Below are 26,439 nucleotides of genomic sequence, written 5' to 3' on the forward strand. Positions count from 1 at the left end.
CGACCTTTTGGAGGTAGTCCGGTGACTCACGACCAGGATGTGCGTACGCCCACGGTGGCGGCCGGCGAACAGGCCCCGGCGGCGCGCGGCCGGCCGGCGATGGTGGCCACGGTGGTGTTCCTGCTGTTCACCGTCATGCTCGGGGGTGCCCTGCCCACCCCGCTGTACGGGCTCTACAGTGCCCGCTTAGGGCTCACCCCGGTGCTGGTCACCGTCGTGTTCGCGCTGTACGCGGTGGGCGTGGTGGCCGCCTTGCTGCTCGGCGGGGTGTCCGACCGGATCGGCCGCCGGGCCGTGATCGGGCCGGCCATGCTCATCGCGGCGGTGAGCTGTGCGGTGTTCGCGGTCTTCCCGACGCTGCCGGGGCTGCTGATCGGGCGTCTGCTCAGCGGCATCTCGGTCGGGCTGGCCACCGGGGCCGCCACCGCCTATCTCCGGGAGCTGCACCCGCGGCCGGCCACCGCCGCCCTGTTGGCCACGGTGACCAGCATGCTCGGCCTGGCCGGCGGGCCGCTGCTGGGCGGTGTGCTGGCCGAGTTCGCGCCCCGCCCGCTGCTCACGCCCTATGTGGTGGTGGCGGCCCTGCTGCTGTCGGGCCTGGTGCTGTTCCGGCTGCCCGAGACGGTCATACCCGCCCAGGGGCGGTTCCGTGTGCAGCGGTTGGCGGTGCCGCCGCAGGCGCGGAGGGTCTTCGCCCCGGTGGCGGTCTCGGTGTTCGCGGGCTTCTCGGTGCTCGGTCTGCTGGCGGGCCTCACCGGCACGTTCCTGGCCGAGGGGCTGCATCGGCACAGTCCGCTGCTGACCGGGCTGGTGGCCGGCTGCGCCTTCGCGGCGGCCGGCCTCGCGCAGGTGGTGTCCGCCCGGGCGGAGGCGGTGCGGGCCATCGTGGTGGGCATGCTGATGATCCCGGTGGGCCTGGCGCTGATCATCGCCGCGCTGCCCGCCCGCTCCCTCACGCTGTTCCTGGTGGGGGCCGCGCTCGGGGGCGGCGGTGCGGGAGCGGCGTTCCGCTCCGGCCTGACGGCGCTCACCGCCCGGGTGCCCGCGGCCCGCACCGGCGAGGTCGCCTCCAGCTACTTCGTGGCCGCCTATCTGGGGCTCACCCTGCCGGTCATCGGCGTGGCGGTGCTGCTGTCCTGGTTCTCCCTGGTGACCGCCGCGGGCGCATTCGCCGGGGTCGTCACCCTGCTCGCCCTGGCCGGGGTCCGCAGCGCCCTCACACTCCGCCGAAACGGCGACTGAACTCCCTTTTTACATAATCCCGTTGGAAAATTGGCAGGAATTCGGCGTCCCGTCACCGCCCGGTGGCGGGACGCCGTACTGCGCGGCGACGCCGGCCCCGCAGAAGGCGGGCACAGTTCGGCCGCAGCACGCCGATCGCCCCGAACCTGATCGCTCGCCCTGACCACTGCCGCGTCACAACGTCGTCCCTCGCTCCGAACGTCGTCCCTTTCTCAGGGGGCAGCAGCCCGGTCGGCGAACGGCAAGACCTCCCTTTGCGCCGACTTCCGCTCTTCGGTCCGCTCGCTCTGTCGGGGCCCCGCGGCGCCTCCTATAGTGATCATCCGAGATCCCGGACCTGCCGAATATTCCTGCACGCTCCGAAAAGCAATGAGACAAGGACAGTGCCGTGAGTGGGAAGTTGAACGGGAAGGTCGCCCTCGTCACCGGTGCGAGCCGAGGAATCGGCGCGGCTGTCGCGAGGCGGCTCGCCGAGGACGGCGCCGATATCGCCCTCACCTACCGGTCGAACCGCGAAGCCGCTCACTTCACCGCGGATTCCGTGGCGAAGGAGACCGGCCGGCGGACCCTCGCGATCCGGGCCGATGCCGCGGACGCCGAGGCGATCACGTCCGCGGTGGAACAAACCGTCCGGGAATTCGGCCGCTTGGACATCCTGGTGAACAACGCCGGGGTCAGCGACATGACGCTGCCGAACATCGTCGACATGCCGGTGGAGACCATCGACCGGATGCTCGACGTGAACATACGCGGTGCGATCCTCACCGCCCGCGCGGCGGCCCGGCACCTACCGTCCGGCGGGCGGATCATCACCATCGGTTCATGTCTGGGCGAGCGGGTCACCGGCCCCGGCTTCGCGGTCTACGCGGCGAGCAAGGCGGCGATCACCGGTCTGACGAAGGGCCTGGCCCGCGATCTCGGCCCGCGCGGGATCACCGTGAACGAAGTGGCGCCGGGGCCGACGGACACCGATATGAACCCGCAGGACGGCCCGGCCGGAGAACTCCAGAAGGGACTGTCCCCGCTGAACCGCTTCGCGGCCCCGGCCGAGATCGCCGCCGCCGTGTCGTACCTGGCGTCCCCGGAGGCCGCCTTCACCACCGCCGCCCGGATCGGGGTTGACGGCGGCGGCACCGCGTGATGCGGGCCCGACGCGCGCCTGGCACGGCTCAGTTGGGCACGGCGAGCGGTGCGCCGCGTCGTTCGACGGCCTGCTGGTAGAGGCGGCCGGCGCGGTAGGAGGAGCGGACCAGCGGGCCGGACATGACGCCGGCGTAGCCGATCTCGTCGGCCTCCTCCTTGAGCTCCACGAACTCGGCGGGCTTGACCCAGCGCTCGATGGGGTGGTGCCGCACGGAGGGGCGCAGGTACTGGGTGATCGTGATCAGCTCGCAGCCCGCGTCGTGCAGGTCCTGGAGTGCCTGGCTGATCTCCTCGCGGGTCTCGCCCATGCCCAGGATCAGGTTGGACTTGGTGACCAGGCCGGCCTCGCGGGACTTGGTGATGACCTCCAGCGACCGCTCGTAGCGGAAGCCGGGGCGGATCCGCTTGAAGATCCGCGGAACCGTCTCGACGTTGTGCGCGAACACCTCGGGGCGCGAGGAGAAGACCTCAGCCAGCGCGTCCGGCGCTCCGTTGAAGTCGGGGGCCAGCAGTTCCACCTTGGTGTGCCCGGCCTCGCGGGTCGCCGTCATCGCGTGGATCCGGCGGACGGTCTCGGCGTAGAGCCAGGCGCCGCCGTCCGCCAGGTCGTCGCGGGCGACGCCGGTGATCGTCGCGTAGTTCAGGTCCATGGTGACGACGGACTCGCCGACCCGGCGCGGTTCGTCGCGGTCCAGCGCCTGCGGCTTGCCGGTGTCGATGAGGCAGAAGTCGCAACGGCGGGTGCACTGGTCGCCGCCGACGAGGAAGGTCGCCTCACGGTCCTCCCAGCACTCGAAGATGTTGGGGCAGCCCGCTTCCTGGCAGACCGTGTGCAGACCCTCGCTCTTGACCAGGCCCTGGAGGTGGTTGTACTCGGGCCCCATCTTCGCCCGGGTCTTGATCCACTCGGGCTTGCGCTCGATGGGGGTCTGACTGTTCCGGGCCTCCAAGCGCAGCAACTTGCGTCCGTCAGGCGCGACAGCAGGCACGTCCGGTACCTCTCTTCTGCCCCCGCAAGGGGTATGGATCATCCTTCGGCCGGCCCAGGCTACGCCCACCAACGGGACGCGACCGGTGCGATTCGGCCCGGCCCGATCGCCGGCGAACGGGCCGGAACGACCGCGGTGTCGGGGCGGAACGCCCGGAGAAGCTGGCGTGAAACCGCTGTCCTCCGGCCATCGAGGAGCGGGGTGCGCGCCGGTTCGGCGTCCCGTTCGGTCGGCCCGCGGACCGCCGGACGGGGCCGCGTTGCCCGTTTGCCTCTTTTGAAAGGCAATGGCCAACTCGTTCAGATCGCCGCTGCGCCGAGAAGAGAGATGGTGCTACTGGGGTAAAAGTGGTGAGCTGTGACAGAGGAGCTTTATGCATCGCACAGACGAGGGACCAAAGACGTCCATGACGGGGCGTCAGGCCGAGCTGCGTCGACTCGGCGCCGCCCTGGAGGACGGCGCCCACGGCGGCCCGGTCCGCGCTCTGGTCACCGGCGAACCGGGCATCGGGCGGACCACCCTGCTCCGCACGTTCTCGGCCTCCGCCCGCGCACAGGGCCACGTCACCATCGACGTGCTGTGCACCCTGCACGACCACCAGCCGCCGTTCGGCCTCGCCCGCCAACTGGCCGCGAGAATCGCCACGTTACTGCCACCGGAGCATCCCCGCCGCACCGCCCTCGACGCCGCCTTACCCGCGGCGGCCGGCCGCACCAGCCCACCGGACCCGGCACCGGCGGAGACGGACGCCTTACTGGCCCACGTCCGGGCCGCCCTCACCGCGCTGACGCCCGACGGTCCCGTCGTCCTCACCCTCGACGACGCCCACCGGGCCGACACCGCCTCACTGGACTTCCTCCGCCGACTCCTCCTCACCCCGCCCCCCGCCCGCCTGGTCCTGATCGCCTCCGTACGGGACGGCGAGAGCCGGGGCGGCGGTCCCGGAGAGCTGCACGAACTCTTCGTCGGCGCACGGCACATACCGCTGGTGGGGCTGGCGCCGTCCCAGTCCGCCGCGCTGATCCGGCGCGTGGCGCGCCGCGCACCGGCCGCCGACGTCGTCGCGGAGTGCCACCGTGCCTGTGCGGGCAATCCCTACCTGCTCACCGAGGTCGCCCGGATCCTGCGCGACCGGCCCGCGACCGGCGCCGAGCCGACGCCGGCCGCCGCCCTGCGGCCCGCCCCCGTAGCGGAGTTGATCGGGACCCGGCTGGCCGGGCTCGACCCGAACGCCGGGAAGGTCGCCCTGGCCATCGCCATCGCGGAGACCCACTCCGCGGCTGATCCCCTCCTCGTCTCCCACCTCAGCGGACTGACCCTGGCCGAAACCCTCGCCGCCGTCGACCTGTTGGTGTGCATGCACCTCGTCGGCGATGACCACGAGTTGTCCCTGCGCCACCGGGTCGTACGCAACGCGCTGCTGGGCCGGATGACCCTGATGGCCCGCAACGCCGCCCACCTCGCGGCCGCCGCCTACCTCCACGGCAGGCAGGCGCCCGCCGAACGGATCGCCGATCACCTCACGGCGTCGACGGTGCCGCTGGACGAACCCTGGGCCGCGCCGGTACTGCTGCGGGCCGGACAGAAGGCCCTCGCGGCACGGGAACCGGACCGGGCACGGCGCTATCTGGAGCACGCCGTCCAGGCGGCGTCGGGTGAGGACCGGAGGGTCGCGGTCCTGGAGCTGATCGACGCCAAGATCGGTATCGACCTGGTCCAGGGCCTCCACGAGGCGGTCAGGACGCTGGAGGAGACCACCGAGGACGCCCTCCGGCTCCCCCTGCTGGCCCGCGTCAGCACCGCGCTGTACCTGGGCTCCGACCCCGGCACGGCGGCCCGGACGCCGCTCACCGCCGGCCGCGCCCGGTCCGGCCGCTCCGACTGGCAGCAGGTACACCGTCTGCTCGACGGCCTGCACGCCTACCCGCTGCCGAGCGCCGCGCACCTCGGCGAGGAGCGCCTCGCGCCCAAGGGCCACGGACTGGGACGCCGCACGGCCGCCGAGGCCGACTTCTGCGGCCCGGACCGCGTGGCGGCGGCGACCTCCGTCGTGAACGCGCTGCGCAGTCACCTGACGTGCCGGCCGGCCGAGGCGGTGCGCGGCGCACGGGAGGCGTTGCGGGAGGAGACCGGGCTGTGCCTGCACCCGGTCCTCAGGCTGCTGGCGCTGATGGTCCTGACGTGGAACGGCCGCGACGAGGACGTGGCGGCCCAACTGCGGCTCCACCACGACTGTGCGGACTGCCACGAGCACCCGCTGAACCGGGCCCTGCTGTTGCCCGTCACCGCACGCCTGGCCCTGATGCGCGGCCGGCTGCGCACCGCGCACGATCAGCTCGGCGAGTGCCTGGACGCGCTCGTGCACTACGGGACGCGGCCCCAACACCCGCTGCTGCTCTGGATCGTGGGGACGCTGGCCGAGGTCCGGCTCGCCATGGGGCTCGGCGCCGAGGCCCGCGCGCTGCTGCGCGAGCACGGCTGCCTGGGCGGCCTGCCACCGGACTGGCTGCACCGCGACGTATGGCTCACCCGCGCCCGGCTACGGGCCGACAGCGGCGATCTGCCGGGCGTCTCCACGGACCTGGCGGAGGTGACCGGTACGACCACCCCGCTCGGCCCGACCGGCGGCGTCCACGCGTACGTCCACACCGTCGATCTGCTGACGCAGTTGGGACGCGACGCGGAAGCCCGGGACACCGCCCTGGCGCTGCTGCGGACCGCCGAGGCCATGGACACACCGCGGGAGCGCGGTATCGCCCTGCGGGTGCTCGGCGCGCTGGGCGGGGCGCCCGAGGGCGAGGGGCTGCTGCGCGAAGCGATGCGGCTGCTGGCGGGCGCGCACGCCGACTTCGACCTCGCGCACGCCGCCGCCGACCTGGCCTGCCTCCTGTTCGACGACGGGCGCTACGAGGAGGCGATGGCGGAGCTGAGCACGGCGCTGGAACTGGCGGACCGCTGCGGCGCACGGCCGCTCGCGACGCGGGTGCGGCAGCGGCTCGCCGCCGCGGAGGGGCGGTCCGCCGGCCGGTCACCGCTGGGCGGCGTACTGAAGCTGACCAAGCGGGAGAAGCAGATCCTCATCGACGCCGTGCGGGGCTCCACCAACGAACGCATCGCGACGACCCTGCACATCACCCGCCGCACGGTCGAACTCCACCTGTCCAGTGCCTACCGCAAGCTCGACATCACCGGCCGCAAGGACTTCCCGCACCTGTTCCGCACCGCGGGGCTGTGGCCCTTGCTGGTGGATTCCGCCGCCATCTGACCGGGGGCCGCGTTCCCGCACCGGCCGGGGAGCTTCGGGAACGCGGATTCTCTCGGGTCCCGTCCGGCGCCCCTCGGTACCCGGCCGCACGCGCTACGGCACGGGCCGTGATGTGCCGCGCCCCGGCCGCCGCCACGATGGCCCGAGGCACCCGACTGCCCCTTGTCCCGGTTGTTCGGTTTCCCTTCCCACTCCGGAGGTTTTCTGATGGACCAAGACGACAGCCGCACCGATCCGTTCACCGCAGTGGTGGTGCTGTCGGGAGGCATGGACTCCACGACGCTCATGGCGCACTACGCCGCACTGCACCACTCGCTGATCGCCGTCACCGTCGACTACGGGCAACGCCACCACCGCGAGATCGAAGCGGCCCGGACGGTGGCCGCCCACTACGGCGCCCAGCACCACGTGGTGGACCTGCGGAGTTTTGGGTCGCTGCTCCGTGGGTCGGCGCTGACCGACGAACAGGTCGACGTCCCCGACGGGCACTACGCGGAGCAGTCCATGCGGGCCACCGTCGTGCCGAACCGCAATGCGGTGCTGGCGAACGTCGCGGTGTCGGTCGGGGTGGCGCACCGCGCGTCGGTGGTGGCCCTGGGCATGCACGCCGGTGACCACTTCATCTACCCGGACTGCCGGCCCGCGTTCGTCAGCGCGCTGCGCGACCTGGTCGCCGTGGCCAACGAGGGCTTCGCGGTGCCGCAGGTGGAGGCGCCGTTCCTCTCCTGGTCCAAGGCCGACATCGCCACGCACGGCACCCGGCTGGGCGCCCCGCTGGAGATCAGCTGGTCCTGTTACAAGGGCGGCAGCCGGCACTGCGGCACCTGCGGCACCTGCTACGAGCGGCGGGAGGCGTTCCGGAACGCCGGGCTGGCCGACCCGACCGACTACCTCGACGATGTGACGGACTACGCGGCGCCCTGATCACGCCCGGCCCGCCCGCGGGCCGGCAGCCGGAACGGGCCGGACTCCCACAACAGGAGTCCGGCCCGTCGGCCGTCGGGTCCCCGGTACGGCGCCCCCGCCCGGCGCCGGGTGCGGTCACGCCGCCCGGTCCGCCCCGAGGATCAACTCGCCCAGGTCCGCGGCCGAGTGCAGCACGACGTCCGGCCCCTCGGGCGTCCCCTCGGGCGGCAGACCGCCGCCGTTCCCGGTGCGCACGCCGACGACCACGGCCCCCAGCCGGCGTCCCAACGCGATATCGGACGGGGTGTCACCGACGACGTAGAGCCGGTGGTCGGGCGCGTGGCCGAGCCCGTCCAGCGCGCGCCGTGCCAACTCTGTCTTGCAGTCGGCGTCGGGGACCTGCGCGTCCCGAACCGCCAGATCGTCCCGGGTCAGGACCGGACCGAAGCACTCCCGGACCGCGTAGCGCTCCAGCAGGGCGACGGTGGACTCGGTGCCGACCCAGGAACTGACCAGCGCGAGCCGCACACCGGCGCCGGACAGTCCCAACAGCATCGGTACCACTCCCGGGTAGAGCGTGCCGTGCGCCATGTAGCGGTGGGCCACCTCGTCCACCCGGTCCCGCACCCGCACCGACCCGATGTGCAGGGCGCCGCTGGTGATCGCGGACCAGTAGCCGAACCCGAGGATCTCCTCGCGGGGCGGCGGTGTCACCCCCTCTTGCCTGTGCAGGTCCAGGACGAACCGGTGGAACATCTCGTAGAAGTCCAGCAGGGTGCCGTCCCGGTCCAGCACGACCGTCGTCCGCGATGCGCGGCCTATCTCATCCGTCATGTCGATCACACCCGTAACGGTACGGCGAGTTCGTCGGCTCCGGGCGGTGCTTCCCAGGGGAAGACCGTCCAGTCATCCACCTCGACCGCCTGGAAGTCGGCGGTGTTCGCGGCGCCCAGATTGCGCACCACCACGACGGTGCGGACCTCGGCGGCGCCGAGCTCCAGCACGGTGCGCTTGGCCAGGGCCATGGTGCCGCCGTCGCCCATGATGTCGTCGACCAGCAGCACGCGGGAACCGCTGAACGACCGCTGCGGGACGACGTAGTTGAGGACGGCCTCGTCGCGCTCGCTGTAGCGGGAGTTGGAGGTGTTCCGGGGGATGCCCAGGATGCGGAAGTCCTCGATCGCCAGCAGGTTCGACAGGGCGATGGCGGGCGGCAGGCCGCCGCGGGCGATGCCCGCCACCACGGTCGGGGCGAAATCACTGGCGCGGATCTCCTCCGCCAGGCCGTTCACCATCCGGCCCATCGCTTCCCAACTGATGGTCAGCAGACGGTCCCGTCGCCACATCGGAGTACCACTCATCGCTCGCCTCCCGAGCCGATCGTCATGGTGCCGGCCGCGCCGGCGGGCCGGTCGTTCCACCGGTCGACCACGTCGGCGGTGCCCGGACCGGTCCCGATCAGATCCACCGGCAGTCCCAGTCCTTCCTCGATCCGCGCCACGAACGCCGCCGCCGCCTCGGGCAACTCCCCGGTGCGCACGGCGCGGCACGACGCGTCCACGTGGTCGAGGAAGGTCAGCGCGATCCGGGTGGGCCGGTTGACGCGGACCGCGGCCCGCGCCTGGTCCAGGTCGAAGGTGCCGGCCCGGCGCCGGCGCCCGGTCACCGTGCCGTACTCCACGATGCCCAGCCGCTCGGCCTCTTCCTCGGTCATCTCCGTGGGGAACGGCCCCGCGCCCACCCGGGTCGGATAGGCCCGGAAGACCAGCACCACCTCGTCGATGGCCGTCGGACCGAGTCCGGCGTCCGCGGCCGCGGTGCTCGCCGTGCTGTCCTTCCCGACGGTGTACGGGTAGGTGCCGTACAGCACCGACAGGCCGAAGCCGTTGGTGCCTTCGACGTGTACCCGGTCGCCGGCGTCGATCGCGTCGTTCGCCTCCCGCACGGTGTCCGCGAGGTAGGGGGCCAGTTCCGGGACGTCCTCGGCGCGGCGGGCCGCGCGCATGGCGCGGGCGGCCAGTGCCGGGCCGTGTCCACTGCCGGTGCTGCGCACCCGCTCGCTCAGCACCGCGTCGGCCGCCTCCGCGGTGACGTGTTCGGGGTCGATGACGGTGGCGCGGAAGTCCACGCCCACCCGGGACTCCGCGGAGAACTCCTTGATCTCCCGCAACAGGACGTCCGGGCGGATCAGCACGCCGGCGCCGAGCAGCAGGCGGGTGGCCGGGCGGATCACCGCACTGGGCAACTGGCGGAGTTTCATGGTGCGTCCGGCGTGCACCACGGTGTGTCCGGCCCCGGGCCCCAGGCCGGCACGCACCGCCACCGCGGGTTCGTCCCGGACCGCCAGGTAGCTGGAGATCTTCCCCTTGGCCTCGTCGCCCCACTGGCCGCCCACGATCACCGTGCCGGGCATGTCCGAGCTCCTTCCGAAGACTGTCCGAGCACTTCCTCGGCCCGGCGTACGGTGTCGTGCGTCAGGCTCTCGCAGAAGCCGGTGTCCGCGGCCGGTCCGGCGAGTGCCGCGAGGTCCTCCCGGGGCAGTACCGCGGTCACCGACGCGTCGTCCGCCAGCACCGACACCAGGTCGCGTGCGTCCCGGGCGGCGATCCCGCTGGCCCGTTGCAGGGCCCGGTAGGCGTCGATCCGGTCCGTTCCGCGGTCGACCATCGCCAGCAGCACGGCTTCGCTGAGGTGACTGTGGCGCGACCGGTCGAGGTTCTCCTGCATGCGCTGCGGGAAGACCCTCAGGTCGTCGACCACGGCGGTGGTGGTGACCAGCATCTCGTCGAGCAGCACGCACGCCTGCGGCAGTGTGAAGCGCTCGTTGGCGGAGTTGGCCAGGTCCCGTTCGTGCCAGGTCACCACGTTCTCCAGCGCCGGGCCGACCAGCGACCGCAGCAGCCGGGCCAGGCTGCAGATGCGTTCGCTGCGGACCGGGTTGCGCTTGTGCGGCATCGCGGAGCTGCCGATCTGGTCGCCTTCGGCGAAGGACTCGGCGAGCTCCCCGATCTCGGTGCGTTGGAGATTGCGGATCTCGGTCGCGAGGTTCTCCAGGCAGGCCGCGGTCAGCGCCGCCCAGGAGACGAACTCCGCGATCCGGTCCCGCGCCACCGCCTGGGCGCAGACCTGGGGCTCCGGCAGGTTCAGCCGGGCCAGCACCGCGCGCTGCACATCCATGCCCTGCGGTCCCAGACCGCCCAGCGAGCCGACCGCACCGGCGACCTTGCCCATCACGGCGCGTCCGCGCAGCTCTTCCAGCCGGGTGCGGCAGCGGGTCAACTGGTCGAGGATCACGGCGAGTTTGAAGCCGAGGGTGACGGGCTGGGCGTGCTGGCCGTGCGTCCGGCCGATCATCACCCGCCCGCCTTCCTTGGCGATCTGCCGGCACAGCGCGGTCATCAGGGCGCCGAGTCGTTCGCCGAGGATGCCGATCGCCTCGTCCAGTTGGAGGGCCAGCGCGGTGTCGATGACGTCGCTGCTGGTCACGCCGTGGTGGACGTAGCGACCGTGGGGTGCGCAGGTCTCGGCGAACTGCTGGACGACCGCGTAGAGCTCGTGCCGGCTCACCGACTCGATCTCGGCGATCCGCTCCAGGTCGCACCGGTGGTCGCGGGCGCGGGCGGCGATGGCCTCGGCCGCGTCGGCCGGGATCACCCCCAGCCGGCCCTGGACGGCGGCCAGCGCCCCCTCCACGCGGACGAAGAGCTGGTAGCGGTTGCGGTCGCTGACCAGGAGGCGCATCTCCTCGCTTCCGTAGCGGCCGGCCTCCCAAGGGCTCGTCATCCGGTGGCCTCCTGGCCGTAGTCCAGGGCCACCTGCTGGGTGCGTTCCAGGGCGTGCGGACGGCTCTCCGACAGCCCGGCCGGCGTCACGCGGATGAACTCCGCCTGCGCCCGGAGTTCGGCCAGCGTGTGGGCACCGGAGTAGCTCATCCCCGACCGCAGTCCACCGACGAACGGCCGCAGCGTGGCGGCCAGCGTCCCGGTGTACGCGAAGGTGGCCTCGACGCCCTCGGGGGTGTACTCGTCCAGCTCCGCGCGGCTGACCTGCTCGCCGCGGGCCCGCTTGAGGGTCAGCTGCATGCCGAAGGTGACGAAGCCGGTGCTGACCTTGGCGGGTACGCCGTTCCGTTCCACCAGGCGGGCCGCGCTCTCGTCGGCGCCGGCCAGGGCACTGCCGAGCATCACCGCGTGCCCGCCCGCGGCCAGGGCCTTGACCACGTCGCCCGGCGCCTTGATCCCGCCGTCCGCGATCACCGGGATCCCGGAGCGGGCCGCTTCCTCGGCGCAGTCGAGGACCGCGGTCAGCTGCGGCACCCCGCTGCCCGCAACGATCCGGGTGGTGCAGATGCCGCCGGGGCCGATGCCCACCTTCACGGCGTGCGCGCCGGCGTCGATCAGGTCCCGGGTGGCGGCGGCGGTGGCGACGTTCCCCGCGATCAGCGGCGTCTGCGGGAAGCGGGCCCGCAGCTTCTCGACGGAGGCCAGGACGTACTCCGCGTGGCCGTGGGCGACATCGGTGACCAGGACGTCCACGCCGGCCTCCACGAGGAGGGCGGCCCGCTCCAGGTAGTCGTCGGTCACCCCGACGGCCGCCCCGACCCGCAGCCGCCCCTGCCCGTCGACGCTGGCCCGGTCCGCCCCTTCGGGGACGGGCGACGCCTTGACGGCCGCGACTTCGGCGGCCTGGTCCTCCGCCGTCTGCATGCGGTGGACGATCCCCAGACCGCCGGCCACCGCCATCGCGACGGCCATCCGCCGGCCCGTGCACCAGGGGGTGTTGGCGGAGAGGACCGGCACCCGCAGGGAGATCCCGGCCAGCTCGGTGCTGGTGTCGGTCGCCGAGCGGCTCACCACCGAGGTGCGCCGGGGTACCAGCAAGACGTCGTCCAGGCTGAGCCCGGTGCGAATTTCACGAACTGCCACGTGCGTACTCCTCCGATCGTGGACGGCTGCCACTGCTCACTTGCGGGTCTGGAAGACCGTCGCCACGAGCTCCTGTCGGGCCGGCCCGTACTCCTCGAAGATTCCGGAGTAGGCCGCGGACGTCATGGCGGCCGGGGTGCGGATGCCGCGCATGCTCATGCACAGGTGCTCGCCGGTGGCGATGACCGCCACGTCGTCCGACCCGGTCACCTTGGTGACCTCGTCCGCGATGTCGCGTACCAGTCGCTCCTGCACCTGTAGCCGGTGCGCGTGCCGCTGGGCGATCCGGGCGAACTTCGACAGCCCGAGCACGTCGCCCTTCGGGCGGTAGGCGATGGTGATCGCGCAGGAGAACGGCAGCAGATGGTGTTCGCACAGCGACCACACGTTGATATCCGAGACCATGACCAGTTGCCCCTCGGTCTGAAGGGGGAACAGGGTGTCCACGACTCCCGCGTCGTAGCGGGAGAACTCCCGCCACCAGCGCGCGAACCGCGCCGGGGTTTCCTTGAGCCCGTCGCGGTCGGGGTCCTCGCCGATCTCGATCAGCAGCTTGCGCGCGATGTCCTCCAGCGGGTCCGGCGCCTGCGGCCCGGAACCGTCGAGGACACTCAGTTCGGTGACTCCGCTCACTGTGCTCACACGCCTCTCCTGTCGCCCCAGACGGCGACATGCAATCGAGTGGTCAAGTTCCAGCCGCGCGCCACGACGTCGTCGCCCAGGGCGGACAGGTGCCGGCCGACCTCGGTCGGGACCTGCCCCTCCGGCATGATCCACACGGGCCGCGTCCCGTACCGGTCGACGAGGGACGCCACCTCGTCCAGGTCGCTCTTGTTGCGGCAGACGAATTTGAAGGCGGTATCCGGGACCGCCGCGAACGCCCGCAGCGCCGCCGGGACGATCCGCCGCGACTCCGGGTCGCCCGAATGCGAGAGTTTGGGCGAGACGTTGAACCGCACGCCGAGAGCCACCAGGTCGTCCCGCGGAACCACGGTGCCGTTCGTCTCGATCTCGACTTTCCGCCCGGCGGCCCTCAGTTCACGGAGCAGCGGCAGCAACCTGCGCTGCTGGCTGAGGGGTTCCCCACCGGAGACCACGATCAGCGGGACCTCGAAGTCGAGGAGGGTGCGCAGGACGTCGGTCCACGCCATGGGCCGCAGTTCCTGCCGGGGATCGTAAGCGACCCCGGAGTTGCCCATACCGGTCCAGTCCCAGGTGTACGGGGTGTCACACCAACGGCAGGACAGGTTGCAGCCGCCCAGCCGCACGAAGGCGCACCGCTGCCCGGCCGAAGGCCCTTCTCCCTGTACGGCCCTCAAGTGGGGCCGAAGATCTCGTTGACGACGAGCTTCGGTTCCACCGCGGCACCACCTCCTTCCCGCTGCGCGGGCCGTCCGGAGTCGTCCGTCACGGCCGGAACTCCGCCCAGGTCTTGGCGGTCTCGGAAACCCGCACCGCGGTCAGCTGCGGATACTGCGGAAGCCACCGCTCGTACAGCCACTGCGACAGGTTCTCGGCCGAGGGATTGCGGTCCAGCACGTCATTGAGATGACGGTGGTCGACCTCGGCGTCCAACCACTGGCTGAAGTGCTTGAGGTCGCCGTAATCGCGGACGAAACCCGCCTTGTCCAGGCCGTCGACCGGTGCCGAAAGCTCCAGTTCCACGATGTAGTTGTGGCCGTGCATCCGGCCACAAGGGTGTCCGTCAGGCAGCTCGGCCAGCCGGTGACTGGCCGAGAAGTGGAACTCTTTGGTGATCCGAAAAGCCATGCAGACCTCCTGCTCGGGTAGGACCGCTCGCCGCGTCACGTCGTGGCGGACGCACGGCGAGGCGCGCCGACCCCATGGTGTATTCGGCATCCCGCGGACACATCACGGCCGGGACCGTGACCGGAGCCACGGCCTACCGAGAGGCAGCGGACGCGGTACCGAATCAGCGCCGTGCGGCGTGCCCCGGCGAGCGCCGCAGGAGGAAAACCCCAGGCATGGCCTGTCGCCCGTTGCCCTTGGCAGGGGACACCGGTCAACCACTGGCCGCCGCCGCCGATTTCACCGAGACTCGGTTCACCAAGGTGCCCAGCAGGCCGCAGGACCCATCCGTCCCGGCTCCGGCACCGCCGGCCGCGGCGGTCCCGGCCCCGTTCCCCTGGCACCGCGCGCTGTCGCACACCGACCCCATGAGGGCGGTGACCCGCGCAGACCGACAGCGCTCCCGTACTCCCCACACACGACAGGACATTCAGTGACGAGCACAGACAGTGCCGACTTCCGCTTAGCCGACATTGCCCTCGCCACGGCGGGACGAGCCGACATCACCCTGGCCGAACACGAAATGACCGGTCTGATGGCCCTCCGAGCGGAGTACGAGGGCCAACGGCCGCTCGCCGGCGCCCGGATCAGCGGGTTCCTCCACCTGACGGTGCAGACCGCCGTGCTGATCGAGACGCTGGTGGCCCTTGGCGCCGAGGTCCGCTGGGCCGGCTCCAACCGGCTCTCGACGCAGGACCACGCCGCCGCGGCCGTGGCCGCCGGCCCCCCTGGAGGCCGGCCCGTCCCGGTGTACGCGTGGAAGGACCAGAGCCTGGAGGACTTCTGGCAGTGCGCCTTGGAGGTCCTCTCCTGGCCGGACGGCGGCGGCCCCAACCTGCTGATGGACGACGGCGCCAGCCTCACGCTGCTGCTGCACCACGGAGTGGAGTACGAGAAGACCGGCGCCGCTCAGCTGGACGACGGGCCGTCGGACCCGGGCGACCTGGCCATGCTCGACGTGGTGCGGCGAGCGGCGGCGCGCGACTCCGCGTACTGGACCACCCTCGCGGCGAACGTGCGCGGAGCCAGCGAACAGACCACTACGGGCACCAGCGTCCTGCGCCGCCTCGAAGAGTGCCGGGCCCTGATGTTCCCCACGATCAGCGTCAACGACTCGGTGACGAAGGCCAAGTTCGACAACCGCTACCAGTGCCGGCAGTCGGTGGTCGAGGCGCTCAAGGCAGCCACCGCCACCCAGATCGGCGGGAAACTGGCCGTGGTGTGCGGGTACGGCGACGTCGGCAAGGGGTGCGCCGATGCGCTGCGGGCCCAGCTCGCCCGCGTCGTCGTCACCGAGATCGATCCCATCTGCGCGTTCCAGGCCGCGATGGACGGCTTCCTGGTCGCCCCCCTCGACCAGGTCGTCGGCGAGGCGGACTTCGTCATCACCACGACGGGCTGCCCGGGCGTCGTCACCGCAGCCCACCTGGCACGGATGAAGCACCGGGCCATCGTGGGCAACATGGGGCACCTGGACTCGGAGATCGACGTCGAGGCCCTGGCCCGGATTCCCGGTGTGCGCAAGGTGCCCGCCAGGCCGCAGGTCCACGAGTGGGTGTTCCCCGACGGCCATGCGGTGATCGTGCTGTCCGAGGGCCGGCTGATGAACCTCGGCAACGCGCCGGACCACCCCAGCTTCGTGATGTCCAGCTCGCTCTCCAACCAGGCACTGGCACAGATGGAGCTGCACACGAACGTGGGCGGGTACGGGCCGGGCGTGCACCACCTGCCGAAGGTCCTCGACGAGAAGGTGGCGCGGCTACACCTGGGCACGCTGGGCGCGGAACTGACCACGCTCACCGCAGCCCAGGCAGCCCAACTCGGCGTGGCCGTCGGCGGCCCTTACAAACCGGACAACTACCGCTACTGACCGCCCCGTCACCCGCTCCCCAACCCACCGACCCACCGACTCACCAACTCACCAACTCACCAACTCACCAACACCAATCGTCGCTTCACGAATGAGGTACGCAGGTGTCGCACCCCGACATCGCGGTCACACAGCTGATCGCGCACTACGGCCTGGAGCCGCTGCCACTGGAGGGCGGCTTCTTCCGGGCCACCTGGACCGCACCGGACGAACGGGAAGGACGGCCCGCGGGCGCCGCGATCATCGCGCTGCTCACCGCCGAGGGCGAGCAGTTCTCAGCGATGCACCGCCTGCCGGTGGACGAGTTGTGGCACTTCTACCTCGGCGATCCCATCGAGCTCCTCCTGCTCGACCCGGACGGAACGGACCGGGTGGTCGTGCTCGGCCCCGACGTGTTGGCGGGACAGCACGTGCAGCTCCGCATTCCCCAGGGGACCTGGATGGGGGGCCGGGTCTCCGAGGGCGGGCAGTGGTCCCTGTTCGGCTGCACCACGGCACCTGGTTTCGTCGCCTCCGACTACGAGGGCGGCGACGTCGAGGACCTGTGCGCGCAGTATCCGCAGGCGGCCGAACGGATCAGGGACCGCTGCCGGGTCGGCGTCCCCCTCCGACGGGCGAACGACTCCTCCACCGTCCCACCCCAAGGACAACACCCCTGAACACCCAGAAGCCCCGACACCCCGGCGCTCAGTAGCTCAGTAGCTCATAGCCCTGTCGGGCGCCGTGACCCGCGTAGGCGAAGCGCTGCACATCCCGCCCGGCGAGTTCGTGCGCAAAGCCCTTCACGGTCTTGGCGAAGTGGTACTCATCGCGGGAGAGGCGCTGAAGCAGATGAATATCGGCCAAAGAATCAAGCACCTTCCGCGCCCTCAACCCATCGGTTCCGAGCAGTCCCGCCGCTTCGGAGACGGTGACGGTGTCCCCCACACCGGCCGCGAGCAGCCGAAAACCGCGGGCAGCCTCCGGCTGTAAATATCGGTAGGACCAGGAAAGCACCGTGTACATGTTGCTGATGTCATCGCCCGTGTTGTACAGGTATTTGAGCAACGAATCCGATCCGCAGCGTTCGCAGATATCCATGCCACCGACCGCTTCCCGGCGCTCCGCGGCAATACGCACGGTCAAGGGCAGGTATCGACACACACAATGCGCCTTCCCCTTCGGCGGCAAGGGCGCACCACCGAGACGGGACAGCAACTTGGCACACTCAATTTCGGTCAGATGCGGCACGGTGATGCGATAGGAACCGTCCCGGGTGACCAGTCCCGTCAGGCGACTGCGACTGGTGATCACCGCCATGCACCGGGGAGAAGCCGGTAGGAGCGGGCGAACCTGTTCCGCGCTGGCGGCGTTGTCGAGGACGATCAACAACCGCTGCCCCGTGAGCAGACTGCGGTAACTGGCGGCCAAGTGGTGCAATTCCCCGGATAGTTCATCCGGTACGGCACCCAACGCCGTCATGAAATTCCTGAGGACCTGGTGACTGCTGACCGGCTGACCACCGGGGCCGAATCCCTGGAGGTCCGCGAACAACACCCCGTCGGGGAAATGACTCCGCACACTGTGCCCCCAGTGCACGACGGTGGCCGTCTTCCCCACGCCCGCCGCCCCTTCGACCACGGTGACCACGGCTTGTCCGTCGTTCTGCCGGTGCACCTCGGAGAGCATGGCGTTCAATTCATTGAGCGCGCCCTCCCGGCCGGTGAAGTCGGAAATGCTCCGGGGAAGTTGAATGGGGCACATGCGCCCGTTCTGCCGTCGCGGGGCCCGCACGAGCAGGGCGAGGAGACTTCCCTTTGCCTCCAAGGCTTCGTCGCACAGCCGCACCAGAGCTTCGGCCGGCTGTTTCTTTCCCGTCTCCACTCGACTCAGGTGACTTCTGCTATAATTCACCAGTCGGGCCAGATCCCCGAGGGACAATCCGCGCTCTTCGCGCAGGAGCCGCAACGATGAGCCGAACGAGGCATTCGCAGAAATTACTCGCTTCGTCATCCGCTTTTCTCCATGTTGCCGTGCGCCATGCGGCAACTTGGCTTGCGCGAACGGGCTCGCCGAACCCTGTGTGAGGCACACAGAAAAATGCCCCGGCACCCGCTCCGCTTCGCAAAGCCCAAGCTTCCAGCAAAAGTCAGCCGTGCGGAACCAGTTCAGGCATGAGAATCGTCAAGGAACTGAAGATTTCCGGCCCATTCTTCCCCTCTGCGCGACGTCCGTCCCGACGGCCCCCTGAACCGGCCACCGGGTCGTTGCCGAGCACCTCTGAATAAAACTCTACGCCGCCCATGGCCATGTCATATTCATATTTGATCACACCTGTGCGCAGAGGAACATGGCGCGATCGGCGATTGTCCGGAACCAGCGGTTCACCCTCATCGAGCACCGCCCGCACCCTCCGACCGAGGCGCGGCGACGTCCCCGCGTCGCCACCCTCGTCGTCCCTTCGCCGACAAGGCGTCAGCTGATGTGATGCGTCACCGCTTCCCGTCCGTCCGACGACGGATGCGCCCGCACCGCACGACGCCGACGCCCGCACCCGCACACCACCGAGCCGACCGGAGAACGAGAAGGGAGCGGACGACGCCCGGCGGACGCCCGCTCCCCCACCCACCGCGCCGATCGGCCCTGCGCCGCCGCGCCGTTCCACCGTCACGTCCAGCGCAGGGAGCGGACACCCGACCACCGGCCGGATTCCCCGGACGACACCACCGGCGAGCGGCACCCACAGGACCGCCGCCCCCCGACGGACGCGTCACGCCAACCCCTCACCAGGGCCCACGACTTCCGTTCGGGACCTTAGGCGTGAGAAGTGAAGTTGGCCTCGGTTGCGGCCTCCTCGTCAGACCCGTTTTGCGGCGGTACGGGGAGGTTTGACACCGTGAAAAATCGGCCACAGACCACAAGTACGGCGAGTGCGGCGAGTCCACCGGCGCCCGAGATGGCGAAGCTCGCCCCACTGGCTCCGTACTGCGCGGCGCTGCCGGCCACGGCCGTGCCGACCGCGACACCGACGCCCAGCGCGGTCACCAACCAGGAGAACGCCTCCGTCACCGTCCCGGCCGGCGCGGCCCGGTCGACCACCACGAAACCGCAGGCCAGCACCGGCGCGAAGAACAGCCCGGAGAGCAGGGCGAGCAGGATCATCCAGGGGAGACCGGGCGTGAGCATCAACGGCAGGTAGCAGAGGGCCAGTCCGGCGGTCAGCGGGCGCAGTCGCCGCTCGGGGGTGCCGGGCCAGGACCGGGAGCCGTAGACCAGACCGCCCGCGAGCGCACCGAAGGAGTTCGCCGCCAACAGGCACGCCGGGATCAGCCCGGAGCCGTGCTCGTCACCGTAGGCGACCGCGGAGATCGACAGACCGCCCAGCGACACACCGACGAAGAGGATCGTGCCGAGCAGGACCAACAGTCGGGAGGAGCGGAGCGCGCCGAGCCAGTGCGCGGTGCGGGCGGCGGCCCGCCAGTGCCGGGAGGGGCCGGCGGTGACCACGACCAGCGTCCCGAGCACGCCGACGGTTCCGGTGACGATGAGGGCGGCCCGCTCGGAACCCGTCGCGATCAGGAACGTCACCAGCAAAGGCCCCAGCGCGAAGAGGATTTGCTGGGCCGCGGCATCGAGCGCGTAGGCGGCCTGCACCCGTTCCTGGCTCTTGAGGAGGCCCGGCCACAAGGCCCGCATCCCGCCTTCCAACGGTGGCGCGGCCAGGCCCGCCAGGGCGACCGCGGCGACGGCGAGGGGCAACGGCTCGCGCCCCACCACCGCGAGCAGTACGAAGCCCGCGCCGGAGAAGAGTGCGCCGACGGTCATCACCCAGGTTTGGCCGCGCCGGTCGACGGCCCGCCCCAACAAGGGCTGCCCCACCGCGACCGTGGCGCCGAAGAGCGCGGCAAGACCGCCGGAGACGCCGTACCCGGCCCCCTCCGAGCGGAGGAACGTCATGATCCCCAGCGCCGCCATCCCGTGCGGCAGCCGCCCGAGGAGCGTGCCGCCGAGTAATCGTGCGGTGTGCGGGGTGCGCAGCAGGCTCCCGTAGCCGGTCCCCATGTCCCTCCCTCTCGCCAACAGGAGGCCCTGCGGCAGTAGTACGTATAACTCCCTTGCGATGTCTACCATGTTGGGAGCGAGCGGGTCTACTCGCTCCCAACCGAGAGAGGATCTCCCCAGTGGCCGACAAGGCACGCCCCACCTCACGCGACGTGGCCCGGGAGGCGGGCGTCTCCCAGGCGACGGTCTCCCTCGTGTTCGGTGAGAAGTGGCACGGGCGGGTCTCGGAGCGGATCGCCACGGCGGTCCGGGACGCCGCGAACACGCTGGGATATCGGCCGAATCTCGCGGCCCGGAACCTGCGGACGGGACGGACCAGGACCGTGATGCTGATCGTCCCGGCCCTCACGAACGAGTACTACGCCCGCCTGTACACCGGTGCCGCGCAGGTGGCGGCCCAGCACGGCCTCGGGGTCGTGCTGTACCCGTCCCCGTCGGACGGCCGCCCCGCCCGCAACCCGTTCGTCTCGGCGCGAGCCAGCCTCGACGGGGTGCTCGCTTCGTCGATGGCCTCGGACGTGCTCTCCGCCTTCGACGGCGACGGGCTCCCGCTGGTGATGCTCGACAGCGATCCCGCCAACTCCCGGGCCGCCACCACCGTCAACCTCGACGTGGTGGACGGCATGCGCCAGGTGGCCACGCACCTGCTGGCCCTCGGCCACCGGCGGATCGCGCACATCGCGGCCGAGGTGGACTCCTGGACGTTCGCCGTCCGGTCACGAGCGCTGGCGGCGGCTCTGGACGGCACCGGGGCGGAACTGCGCACCGTGCACGCGGCGCTCACCATGGACGCCGGACGGCGCGCCGCGGAGACCGTGCTGCACGACTCCGGGCGCCGCCCCACTGCGCTGCTGTGCGACTTCGACTTCCTCGCCGTCGGAGCGTTGAAGGCCGCCCGCCGGCTCGGTCTCCGCGTGCCGGAGGACGTCTCGGTGACCGGCTTCGACGACCTCACCATCGCCTCGGCGGTGGAACCGGAGTTGACCACGGTGCGCCTGCCCGCGAAAGAGGTCGGCAGGCAGGGCATGACCGCCCTCGTCTCCGTACTGGCCGACGAGCAGCCCGGCAGCCCGGCCGACATTCCGGTCTCCCTGGTGGTGCGCGGCTCCACCGCGGCGCCCCCGGCGTAACGGGCCGCCCGGCCGGTCCTCAGGCCCTGGGCTGGGTGAAGCGGATGCGGTTGCCGAAGGGGTCGCGGAGTCCGCAGTCGGTACCGTACGGGCGGTCGGTGGGTTCCTCGGTGAACTCCACGCCCCGGCTCAGCAGCGTCTCGTACGTCTTGCGGCAGTCGTCCGTGGTGAAGATGAGCCAGCCGCCCATCGCCCCCTTGGTCACCAACTCCCGGACCTGCTGGGCCGTCTCCTCGGACATCGCGGGCGCGCCCGGCTTCTCCAGCAGGATCTGGCGCTCCGGGTGGCCGGGGACGCTGACGGTCAGCCAGCGCATGAAGCCCAATTCGACGTCGGCGGCGACCTCCAGGCCGAGCTTGCCGACGTAGAAGTCGAGGGCGTCGTCCTGGTCCAGGACGTATATCTGCGATTGCGTGATGGCGTTGAACATGTGCACCACGCTACTGAGCGGGCCGGCCGAAAACTTATCCAAAACTGCTCAGTCGGCGGACGGTACGGGCGGCACCAGCCGGGCGGGCGGCACCGGCGGGGCGGGCGGTTCGGCGGTCGGCCGCATCCACGCCATCGTGAAGCACGTCGGTACGCCGGCGGCCGGCGCTTCCTTGCGGTACGTCCGCGGGGACCGCCCGACGATGTCGCGGAAGGTGCGGCTGAACGTGCCCGGGCTGCCGAAGCCGACCTCGAAGCAGATGTCCGTCACGCTGCGGTCGGTCTCCCGCAGCAGGAACATCGCCCGTTCGACGCGGCGGCGTTGCAGATACCGGTGCGGGGTCTCGCCGAACGTGGCCCGGAAGGTGCGCGTGAAGTGCGCCTCGGAGACGTGGGCGATCCGGGCCAGGGCGGGGACGTCCAGCGGCTGCGCGTAGGCGCGGTCCATGACGTCCCGGGCCCGCAACATCCGGCGATTGGTCTCTTCGACAGTGCGACTCACGGCCCCATCACACCACGGTGCACCGCCCCCGCCTAGGGGAAACAGCTGGTCAGGGCCGCGGACCCAGCCATGGCCACGGCCACGGCCCACTCGACGGACCCACCGGACGGACCCTAGGTACGGGTACTCAGGCCGAAGCGCCACACGCTCTCGACAATGGATCCGGACGCACCGCATTGCACATCTACGAGGGGGTGAGCGGTATGGCGAACATCGGCTACGGGGGGCCGCCCCGGGCCCGTCCGACCGGCGGGCTGGACTGGCTGTGGATCGCGTTGGGGATGGTGCAGCTGCTGGCCGCCGCTCCGATGCTGGCGCTGATGGTGGGCGGCGGTGTGGTGACCGGCATCATGGGGCTCGCCGGCGGCGGAACGCCGGGCGAGGCGCTCCTGTTGGCCGTGCTGCTGGGCTCGGGCCCGGTGGTGGGCCTGGCGGTACCCCTGAGCACGCCGACCGTGCCGTCCCCCTCGGAAGTGCCTCCCACAACATGCGGGTTTCGAGAGGACTTTCGCCAACGGCGACCCGGGGAAACGGGAGCACCTGCGGGCCTCTCGCGGAACTTTCACAGATGACCATTTCTGCGAGTGACTTGCCGTAACCGACATCACGCACGGCTACATCGGTGTCCCGTCTCACTCAACGTTGTCGTTGTCTCAGGTGTCCTTGTTGGATTCGCAGTTGATCTCAGATGGCGTTGTCGCCGCCTGGCAGCGGCAGCCCCACCCCCTGCCGTCCACTGACCGGTGGACCCAAGGTTCAACCGGCCGGGCGTGTCGGGCTCCGCCCTCTGCCGACCACGATCTCGGGTATGAGTCAACTCCCTGTGCGGATAGCCCGTTGGAGCGCCCGGCACGCCTGGCGCGCGATCGCCGGCTGGTTCGCGTTCGTCATTCTGTGCCTCGGCGTCGGCCTCGCGGTCGGCACCCACGAAGCCACTACCGGGGACTACCGGATCGGTGAGGCAGGGCGGGCCGAGGCGATCGCGGCCGCGGGCGGCATCCAGCAGCGGCCGACCGAGCAGATCATCATCCACGCCAGGTCCGGACCGCTGGACACGGCGGCCGCCGCTTCGGCGGCGCAGGACCTCACCGAGCGGATGCGGACGCTTCCCGAGGTGGACAGCGTTGCGGCTCCGGTCCGCTCCAAGGACGGCAAGGTCCTCAGGGTCTCGGTGGTCCTGAACGGCCCCGAGCTGGACGGGAAGAAGAACGTCGTCCCGCTCCTCGCACAGACGGCGAAGGTTCGCGCCGGCCACCCGGACCTGGTCGTGGAGGAGACCGGCTCCCCCTCCATCAGCAAGGGCGTCAACGACCAGCGCGGGAAAGACCTCACGCTCTCCGAGCGCATCACCCTGCCGGTCACGCTCATCACTTTGCTGATCGTCTTCGGATCGGTCGTCATGGCCGGTGTGCCGCTGCTGCTTGCGCTCTCGTCGATCGCCGCCGCCCTGGGGCTGTCCATGATCGCGTCCCATGTCCTGCCCGACCCCGGTGTCGGGACCAACCTGATCCTGCTCATCGGCCTGGCGGTAGGCGTCGACTACACGCTCTTCTACCTCAAGCGCGAACGCGAGGAACGGGCCCGTGCCGGGGGGCGGCTCGGTTCCGAGGCCCTGGTGGAACTGGCGGCGGCGACCGCGGGCCGGGCCATCGTGGTCTCCGGTCTCGCCGTGATCGTCTCCACCGCGACCTTGTATCTGGCCACGGACGTCATTTTCTCCTCGCTGGCGACGGGCACGATCCTGGTCGTGGCGGTCGCCATGGTCAGCTCCCTGACCGTACTTCCCGCACTCCTGGTGAAGGTCGGCCGGCGGACCGAGCGCCGGGCGAGCCGCGGTAAGCCGGTCCGTGCGAAGCGCGCGGAGGCCGAGACGGGCCGGGTGTTCGGCGCCTTGCTGAGGCCCGCGCAGAAGCATCCCGCCCGCACGCTGTGCGTGTCGGTGCTGGTCATGCTCGCTCTGGCGGCGCCCGCGCTCGGCCTGAAGCTCGTCGACCCGGGCAAGGACACCTTCTCCCGCGGCATCCCGGCCATGCAGGTCTACGACCGGCTGAACGCGGCCTTCCCGGAGCTCCTGGTCAAGCACGTGGTGGTCGCGCGCTCCACTCCGGACCGAGCGGCCCAGGTGCAGCACGCGCTGGCGGGCCTCGGCCGACGGGCGCAGGCCGATCCACTGTTCGCCCGGGACGCCGAGCCGGCGGTGCGTACGTCGGCCGACGGCCGGGTCAGCGTGCTGGAGCTGGCCGTCCCCTTCCCCGCACCGTCCGCCGAGGCGATCGAGTCACTCGACCACATACGTAGGGACTATCTGCCCGCCACGGTCGGCAGGCTGTCTGGTGTGGAGACGGGGGTGACCGGTGACGTGGCCCGAGGCCGCGACTACGTGGATCACGAGAACAGCAAGCTGCCGCTGGTCATCGGGTTCCTACTGCTGGTGACCTTCGTGATGACCGGGTGGGCGTTCCGCTCGGTGGTCATCGGCCTGATCGGCGTCGTACTCAATCTGCTGTCCGCCGGGGCCTCGCTGGGCCTGCTGGTCGTGTTCTTCCAGGGAACGTGGGCAGAGCGCCTACTGGCCTTCGACTCTCTTGGCGCCATCGCATCCCGGGTGCCGCTGTTCCTCTTCGTGATCCTGTTCGGCCTGTCGATGGACTACCAGGTCTTCGTGGTCAGCCGGATCCAGGAGGCCAGGCAGAACGGGATGTCGGCCCGCAAGGCAGTGCTGGACGGCATCAGCCGATCAGCCAAGGTGGTGACCAGCGCGGCGATCGTGATGGTGACGGTGTTCGGTGCCTTCGTCGCCCTGCACCTCACCGAGATGAAGCAGATGGGCTTCTGCCTGGCGGTGGCCGTGCTGCTGGACGCCGTGGTCATCCGGCTCATGGTCCTGCCGTCGCTGCTGCTGCTCCTCGGCGAGCGGGCATGGCGGCCGCTGCGCTCGGCGCGACGGGCGCAGACCGCTGTCCCTGCTGCCGGCATGCCGCAGAACGTACGCTGACGATCATGATTCAACGGCCGCAGCCCGACGACCGGTTCCGCACCCGAACCCTGCACCGGTGGTACGCAGTCTCCTGGGTGCTCCTGGGCCTGTGTCCCCCGGTCATCTCCACGCTGCACCACACCGGCACGACAAAGTACTGGTCGTTGGCGCTGCTGGCCGTGCTCGCCCTCTGCTACGCGACCGTTGTGGCCTTTCCCCGCAATCCCGTGCTGCGCCCCCATACCTTTCTGGGCGTGCTCGTCCTCGGCTTGGGCGCGCTGTCCCTCCTACGCGGCGACGGCGCGGCACTGTTCATCGTGTCGCTCCCCCACTTCTGGCTCTTCGCCAGGAGCCCGCGGTACTCGATCGCCCTCAGCGGCGCTGCCGCCGCGGCCACCGTGGTCGGCATCATCCGCCATCAGAGCTGGCACGCGGAGGATTTCTCCACCGGCAACATCGTCTTCACCCTCATCGGCTATACGGCGGGCGTGCTGCTCGGACTGGGGGTGGTCCGGATCGTCGAGCAGAGCGACGAGCGCGCCCGCCGCCTGGGCTCCGAGCTGGAGATCGCCCAGTCGCGCCTGGCCGAGGCGCACAGACTCCAGGGCGCCACGGCGGAGCGCGAGCGGCTCGCGCGGGAGATCCACGACACCCTCGCCCAGGGCTTTGCATCCATCATCGTGCTGGCGGAGGCGGCCCGCTCCAGCCTCGACACCGACCCCGGCAGGATCGCCCGGCAGCTGCTCTCGATCGAGAACACCGCACGCGAGAACTTCGCCGAGGCGCGAGTACTCGTCGGCTCCGCCCCGCAGAGCGGTCTCGCCCTCGGCTCGGTCGCCAAGACCCTGCGCCGGGCCCTGGACCGGTTCGCCGAGGACACGGGGCTCACCGTCACCGCGGACCTGCCGGACGTCGAGTGCGACCAGCCGACCCGGATCGCGCTGCTGCGCTGCACCCAGGAGTCCCTGGCCAACGTCCGCAAGCACGCGGCCGCCTCCGCGGTGGAGATCGTCCTCACTCCGTCTCCGTACGGCGTCGAACTGGAGATAACCGACGACGGCAGGGGCTTCGTGGTTGAGGACTCCCACGGCTTCGGGCTCAACGGCATGCGCAACCGCCTCGCCGAACTCGGCGGCGAACTCACCGTCACCAGCTCCCTCGGCGACGGCACCCGCGTCCTCGCCGTGATTCCCACGAACAGTCAGGTGTGA

At 70.9% G+C, this 26,439-nt stretch carries 24 protein-coding genes; 10 read left to right on the forward strand and 14 right to left on the reverse strand.

What is annotated here, in order from left to right; genetic code table 11:
• The first annotated feature begins 21 nt into the window (after positions 1 to 21).
• A complete protein-coding gene (locus ACFVT2_RS03945) occupies positions 22 to 1,242 on the forward strand; it encodes an MFS transporter (protein WP_390011772.1) in 1,221 nt (406 codons plus the stop codon).
• A gap of 388 nt (positions 1,243 to 1,630) precedes the next feature.
• On the forward strand, positions 1,631 to 2,383 hold the full coding sequence (locus tag ACFVT2_RS03950) for an SDR family NAD(P)-dependent oxidoreductase (RefSeq protein ID WP_390011775.1): 753 nt from the start codon (positions 1,631 to 1,633) through the stop codon (positions 2,381 to 2,383).
• A 28-nt stretch (positions 2,384 to 2,411) separates the two neighbouring features.
• On the opposite strand, the gene lipA is transcribed toward ACFVT2_RS03950, so the two are convergent.
• Positions 2,412 to 3,374 carry a lipoyl synthase gene (gene lipA, locus ACFVT2_RS03955; RefSeq protein WP_390011777.1) on the reverse strand — a complete coding sequence of 321 codons (963 nt, stop codon included), beginning with the start codon at positions 3,372 to 3,374 and terminating at the stop codon, positions 2,412 to 2,414.
• 406 nt (positions 3,375 to 3,780) lie between these two features.
• Between lipA and ACFVT2_RS03960 the strand changes: the two genes are divergently transcribed.
• Positions 3,781 to 6,639 carry an AAA family ATPase gene (locus ACFVT2_RS03960; RefSeq protein WP_390011780.1) on the forward strand — a complete coding sequence of 953 codons (2,859 nt, stop codon included), beginning with the start codon at positions 3,781 to 3,783 and terminating at the stop codon, positions 6,637 to 6,639.
• Positions 6,640 to 6,846: 207 nt separating this feature from the next.
• Positions 6,847 to 7,563: a 7-cyano-7-deazaguanine synthase QueC gene (queC, locus tag ACFVT2_RS03965; RefSeq protein WP_390011783.1), complete on the forward strand. Its 717-nt coding sequence runs from the start codon at positions 6,847 to 6,849 to the stop codon at positions 7,561 to 7,563.
• A 117-nt stretch (positions 7,564 to 7,680) separates the two neighbouring features.
• Here the strand turns inward: queC and ACFVT2_RS03970 are convergent, their stop codons facing one another.
• From ACFVT2_RS03970 to ACFVT2_RS04005, 8 genes are all read right to left on the reverse strand, one after another.
• Positions 7,681 to 8,379, reverse strand: coding sequence for an HAD family hydrolase (locus tag ACFVT2_RS03970; protein ID WP_390011786.1), 699 nt, complete (start codon positions 8,377 to 8,379; stop codon positions 7,681 to 7,683).
• A gap of 5 nt (positions 8,380 to 8,384) precedes the next feature.
• Complete coding sequence (locus tag ACFVT2_RS03975) at positions 8,385 to 8,906, reverse strand: phosphoribosyltransferase (protein ID WP_390011787.1); 522 nt, start codon at positions 8,904 to 8,906, stop codon at positions 8,385 to 8,387.
• A complete protein-coding gene (locus ACFVT2_RS03980; RefSeq protein ID WP_390011790.1) occupies positions 8,903 to 9,958 on the reverse strand; it encodes an adenylosuccinate synthetase in 1,056 nt (351 codons plus the stop codon). Before ACFVT2_RS03980 ends, ACFVT2_RS03975 begins: the two co-directional genes overlap by 4 nt.
• A complete protein-coding gene (purB, locus tag ACFVT2_RS03985; RefSeq protein WP_390011793.1) occupies positions 9,943 to 11,328 on the reverse strand; it encodes an adenylosuccinate lyase in 1,386 nt (461 codons plus the stop codon). Before purB ends, ACFVT2_RS03980 begins: the two co-directional genes overlap by 16 nt.
• A complete protein-coding gene (locus ACFVT2_RS03990; RefSeq protein ID WP_390011795.1) occupies positions 11,325 to 12,470 on the reverse strand; it encodes an IMP dehydrogenase in 1,146 nt (381 codons plus the stop codon). The genes purB and ACFVT2_RS03990 overlap by 4 nt, the downstream gene beginning before the upstream one ends.
• Positions 12,471 to 12,506: 36 nt before the next feature.
• Positions 12,507 to 13,103, reverse strand: a complete 597-nt coding sequence (folE, locus tag ACFVT2_RS03995; RefSeq protein WP_390012238.1) for a GTP cyclohydrolase I — start codon at positions 13,101 to 13,103, stop codon at positions 12,507 to 12,509.
• A 5-nt stretch (positions 13,104 to 13,108) separates the two neighbouring features.
• On the reverse strand, positions 13,109 to 13,738 hold the full coding sequence (locus tag ACFVT2_RS04000) for a radical SAM protein (RefSeq protein ID WP_390011798.1): 630 nt from the start codon (positions 13,736 to 13,738) through the stop codon (positions 13,109 to 13,111).
• Positions 13,739 to 13,877: 139 nt separating this feature from the next.
• Positions 13,878 to 14,240 (reverse strand): 6-pyruvoyl tetrahydropterin synthase family protein, encoded by a 363-nt coding sequence (locus tag ACFVT2_RS04005; protein WP_390011800.1) that lies wholly within the window; start codon positions 14,238 to 14,240, stop codon positions 13,878 to 13,880.
• A 472-nt stretch (positions 14,241 to 14,712) separates the two neighbouring features.
• On the opposite strand from ACFVT2_RS04005, the gene ACFVT2_RS04010 reads away from it, so the two are divergent.
• Together ACFVT2_RS04010 and ACFVT2_RS04015 are read left to right on the forward strand one after the other, a co-directional pair.
• Entirely contained in the window at positions 14,713 to 16,149 is a 1,437-nt protein-coding gene (locus tag ACFVT2_RS04010; RefSeq protein ID WP_390011803.1) for an adenosylhomocysteinase, read from the forward strand.
• Positions 16,150 to 16,253: 104 nt separating this feature from the next.
• On the forward strand, positions 16,254 to 16,808 hold the full coding sequence (locus tag ACFVT2_RS04015; protein ID WP_390011805.1) for a cupin domain-containing protein: 555 nt from the start codon (positions 16,254 to 16,256) through the stop codon (positions 16,806 to 16,808).
• A 28-nt stretch (positions 16,809 to 16,836) separates the two neighbouring features.
• Here the strand turns inward: ACFVT2_RS04015 and ACFVT2_RS04020 are convergent, their stop codons facing one another.
• The 3 genes from ACFVT2_RS04020 to ACFVT2_RS04030 all read right to left on the reverse strand — a co-directional run bounded on the left by ACFVT2_RS04020 (position 16,837) and on the right by ACFVT2_RS04030 (position 20,190).
• Positions 16,837 to 18,141 carry a helix-turn-helix domain-containing protein gene (locus ACFVT2_RS04020; protein WP_390011807.1) on the reverse strand — a complete coding sequence of 435 codons (1,305 nt, stop codon included), beginning with the start codon at positions 18,139 to 18,141 and terminating at the stop codon, positions 16,837 to 16,839.
• 136 nt (positions 18,142 to 18,277) lie between these two features.
• Positions 18,278 to 18,529: a hypothetical protein gene (locus ACFVT2_RS04025; protein WP_390011810.1), complete on the reverse strand. Its 252-nt coding sequence runs from the start codon at positions 18,527 to 18,529 to the stop codon at positions 18,278 to 18,280.
• Between the two features lie 413 nt (positions 18,530 to 18,942).
• Entirely contained in the window at positions 18,943 to 20,190 is a 1,248-nt protein-coding gene (locus tag ACFVT2_RS04030; RefSeq protein WP_390011812.1) for an MFS transporter, read from the reverse strand.
• Positions 20,191 to 20,309: 119 nt separating this feature from the next.
• On the opposite strand from ACFVT2_RS04030, the gene ACFVT2_RS04035 reads away from it, so the two are divergent.
• Positions 20,310 to 21,320 (forward strand): LacI family DNA-binding transcriptional regulator, encoded by a 1,011-nt coding sequence (locus ACFVT2_RS04035; protein WP_390011815.1) that lies wholly within the window; start codon positions 20,310 to 20,312, stop codon positions 21,318 to 21,320.
• 19 nt (positions 21,321 to 21,339) lie between these two features.
• Here the strand turns inward: ACFVT2_RS04035 and ACFVT2_RS04040 are convergent, their stop codons facing one another.
• Positions 21,340 to 21,750: a VOC family protein gene (locus ACFVT2_RS04040; RefSeq protein WP_390011817.1), complete on the reverse strand. Its 411-nt coding sequence runs from the start codon at positions 21,748 to 21,750 to the stop codon at positions 21,340 to 21,342.
• Between the two features lie 48 nt (positions 21,751 to 21,798).
• Positions 21,799 to 22,251, reverse strand: a complete 453-nt coding sequence (locus ACFVT2_RS04045; protein ID WP_390011820.1) for a helix-turn-helix domain-containing protein — start codon at positions 22,249 to 22,251, stop codon at positions 21,799 to 21,801.
• 203 nt (positions 22,252 to 22,454) lie between these two features.
• Here ACFVT2_RS04045 and ACFVT2_RS04050 point away from each other — a divergent pair, with 203 nt between their 5' ends.
• The 3 genes from ACFVT2_RS04050 to ACFVT2_RS04060 all read left to right on the forward strand — a co-directional run bounded on the left by ACFVT2_RS04050 (position 22,455) and on the right by ACFVT2_RS04060 (position 26,439).
• Positions 22,455 to 22,823 carry a hypothetical protein gene (locus ACFVT2_RS04050; protein ID WP_390011823.1) on the forward strand — a complete coding sequence of 123 codons (369 nt, stop codon included), beginning with the start codon at positions 22,455 to 22,457 and terminating at the stop codon, positions 22,821 to 22,823.
• 236 nt (positions 22,824 to 23,059) lie between these two features.
• The gene (locus tag ACFVT2_RS04055) at positions 23,060 to 25,246 is read left to right on the forward strand and encodes an MMPL family transporter (protein ID WP_390011826.1); all 2,187 of its coding nucleotides are present in this window, start codon (positions 23,060 to 23,062) and stop codon (positions 25,244 to 25,246) included.
• A gap of 5 nt (positions 25,247 to 25,251) precedes the next feature.
• The gene (locus tag ACFVT2_RS04060) at positions 25,252 to 26,439 is read left to right on the forward strand and encodes a sensor histidine kinase (protein WP_390011828.1); all 1,188 of its coding nucleotides are present in this window, start codon (positions 25,252 to 25,254) and stop codon (positions 26,437 to 26,439) included.

This window comes from Streptomyces sp. NPDC058000 (assembly GCF_042886435.1).
GTDB lineage: Bacteria > Actinomycetota > Actinomycetes > Streptomycetales > Streptomycetaceae > Streptomyces.

Coding starts and splice junctions, on each gene's coding strand:
- purB (WP_390011793.1), bottom strand. CDS start 11,328: ATGACGAGCCCTTGGGAGGCCGGCCGCTACGGAAGCGAGGAGATGCGC.
- ACFVT2_RS04040 (WP_390011817.1), bottom strand. CDS start 21,750: ATGTTCAACGCCATCACGCAATCGCAGATATACGTCCTGGACCAGGAC.
- ACFVT2_RS04055 (WP_390011826.1), top strand. CDS start 23,060: ATGAGTCAACTCCCTGTGCGGATAGCCCGTTGGAGCGCCCGGCACGCC.
- ACFVT2_RS03970 (WP_390011786.1), bottom strand. CDS start 8,379: ATGACGGATGAGATAGGCCGCGCATCGCGGACGACGGTCGTGCTGGAC.
- ACFVT2_RS04060 (WP_390011828.1), top strand. CDS start 25,252: ATGATTCAACGGCCGCAGCCCGACGACCGGTTCCGCACCCGAACCCTG.
- ACFVT2_RS04005 (WP_390011800.1), bottom strand. CDS start 14,240: ATGGCTTTTCGGATCACCAAAGAGTTCCACTTCTCGGCCAGTCACCGG.
- ACFVT2_RS04050 (WP_390011823.1), top strand. CDS start 22,455: ATGGCGAACATCGGCTACGGGGGGCCGCCCCGGGCCCGTCCGACCGGC.
- ACFVT2_RS04020 (WP_390011807.1), bottom strand. CDS start 18,141: ATGACGAAGCGAGTAATTTCTGCGAATGCCTCGTTCGGCTCATCGTTG.
- ACFVT2_RS03980 (WP_390011790.1), bottom strand. CDS start 9,958: ATGCCCGGCACGGTGATCGTGGGCGGCCAGTGGGGCGACGAGGCCAAG.
- ACFVT2_RS03975 (WP_390011787.1), bottom strand. CDS start 8,906: ATGAGTGGTACTCCGATGTGGCGACGGGACCGTCTGCTGACCATCAGT.
- ACFVT2_RS04030 (WP_390011812.1), bottom strand. CDS start 20,190: ATGGGGACCGGCTACGGGAGCCTGCTGCGCACCCCGCACACCGCACGA.
- queC (WP_390011783.1), top strand. CDS start 6,847: ATGGACCAAGACGACAGCCGCACCGATCCGTTCACCGCAGTGGTGGTG.
- ACFVT2_RS03960 (WP_390011780.1), top strand. CDS start 3,781: ATGACGGGGCGTCAGGCCGAGCTGCGTCGACTCGGCGCCGCCCTGGAG.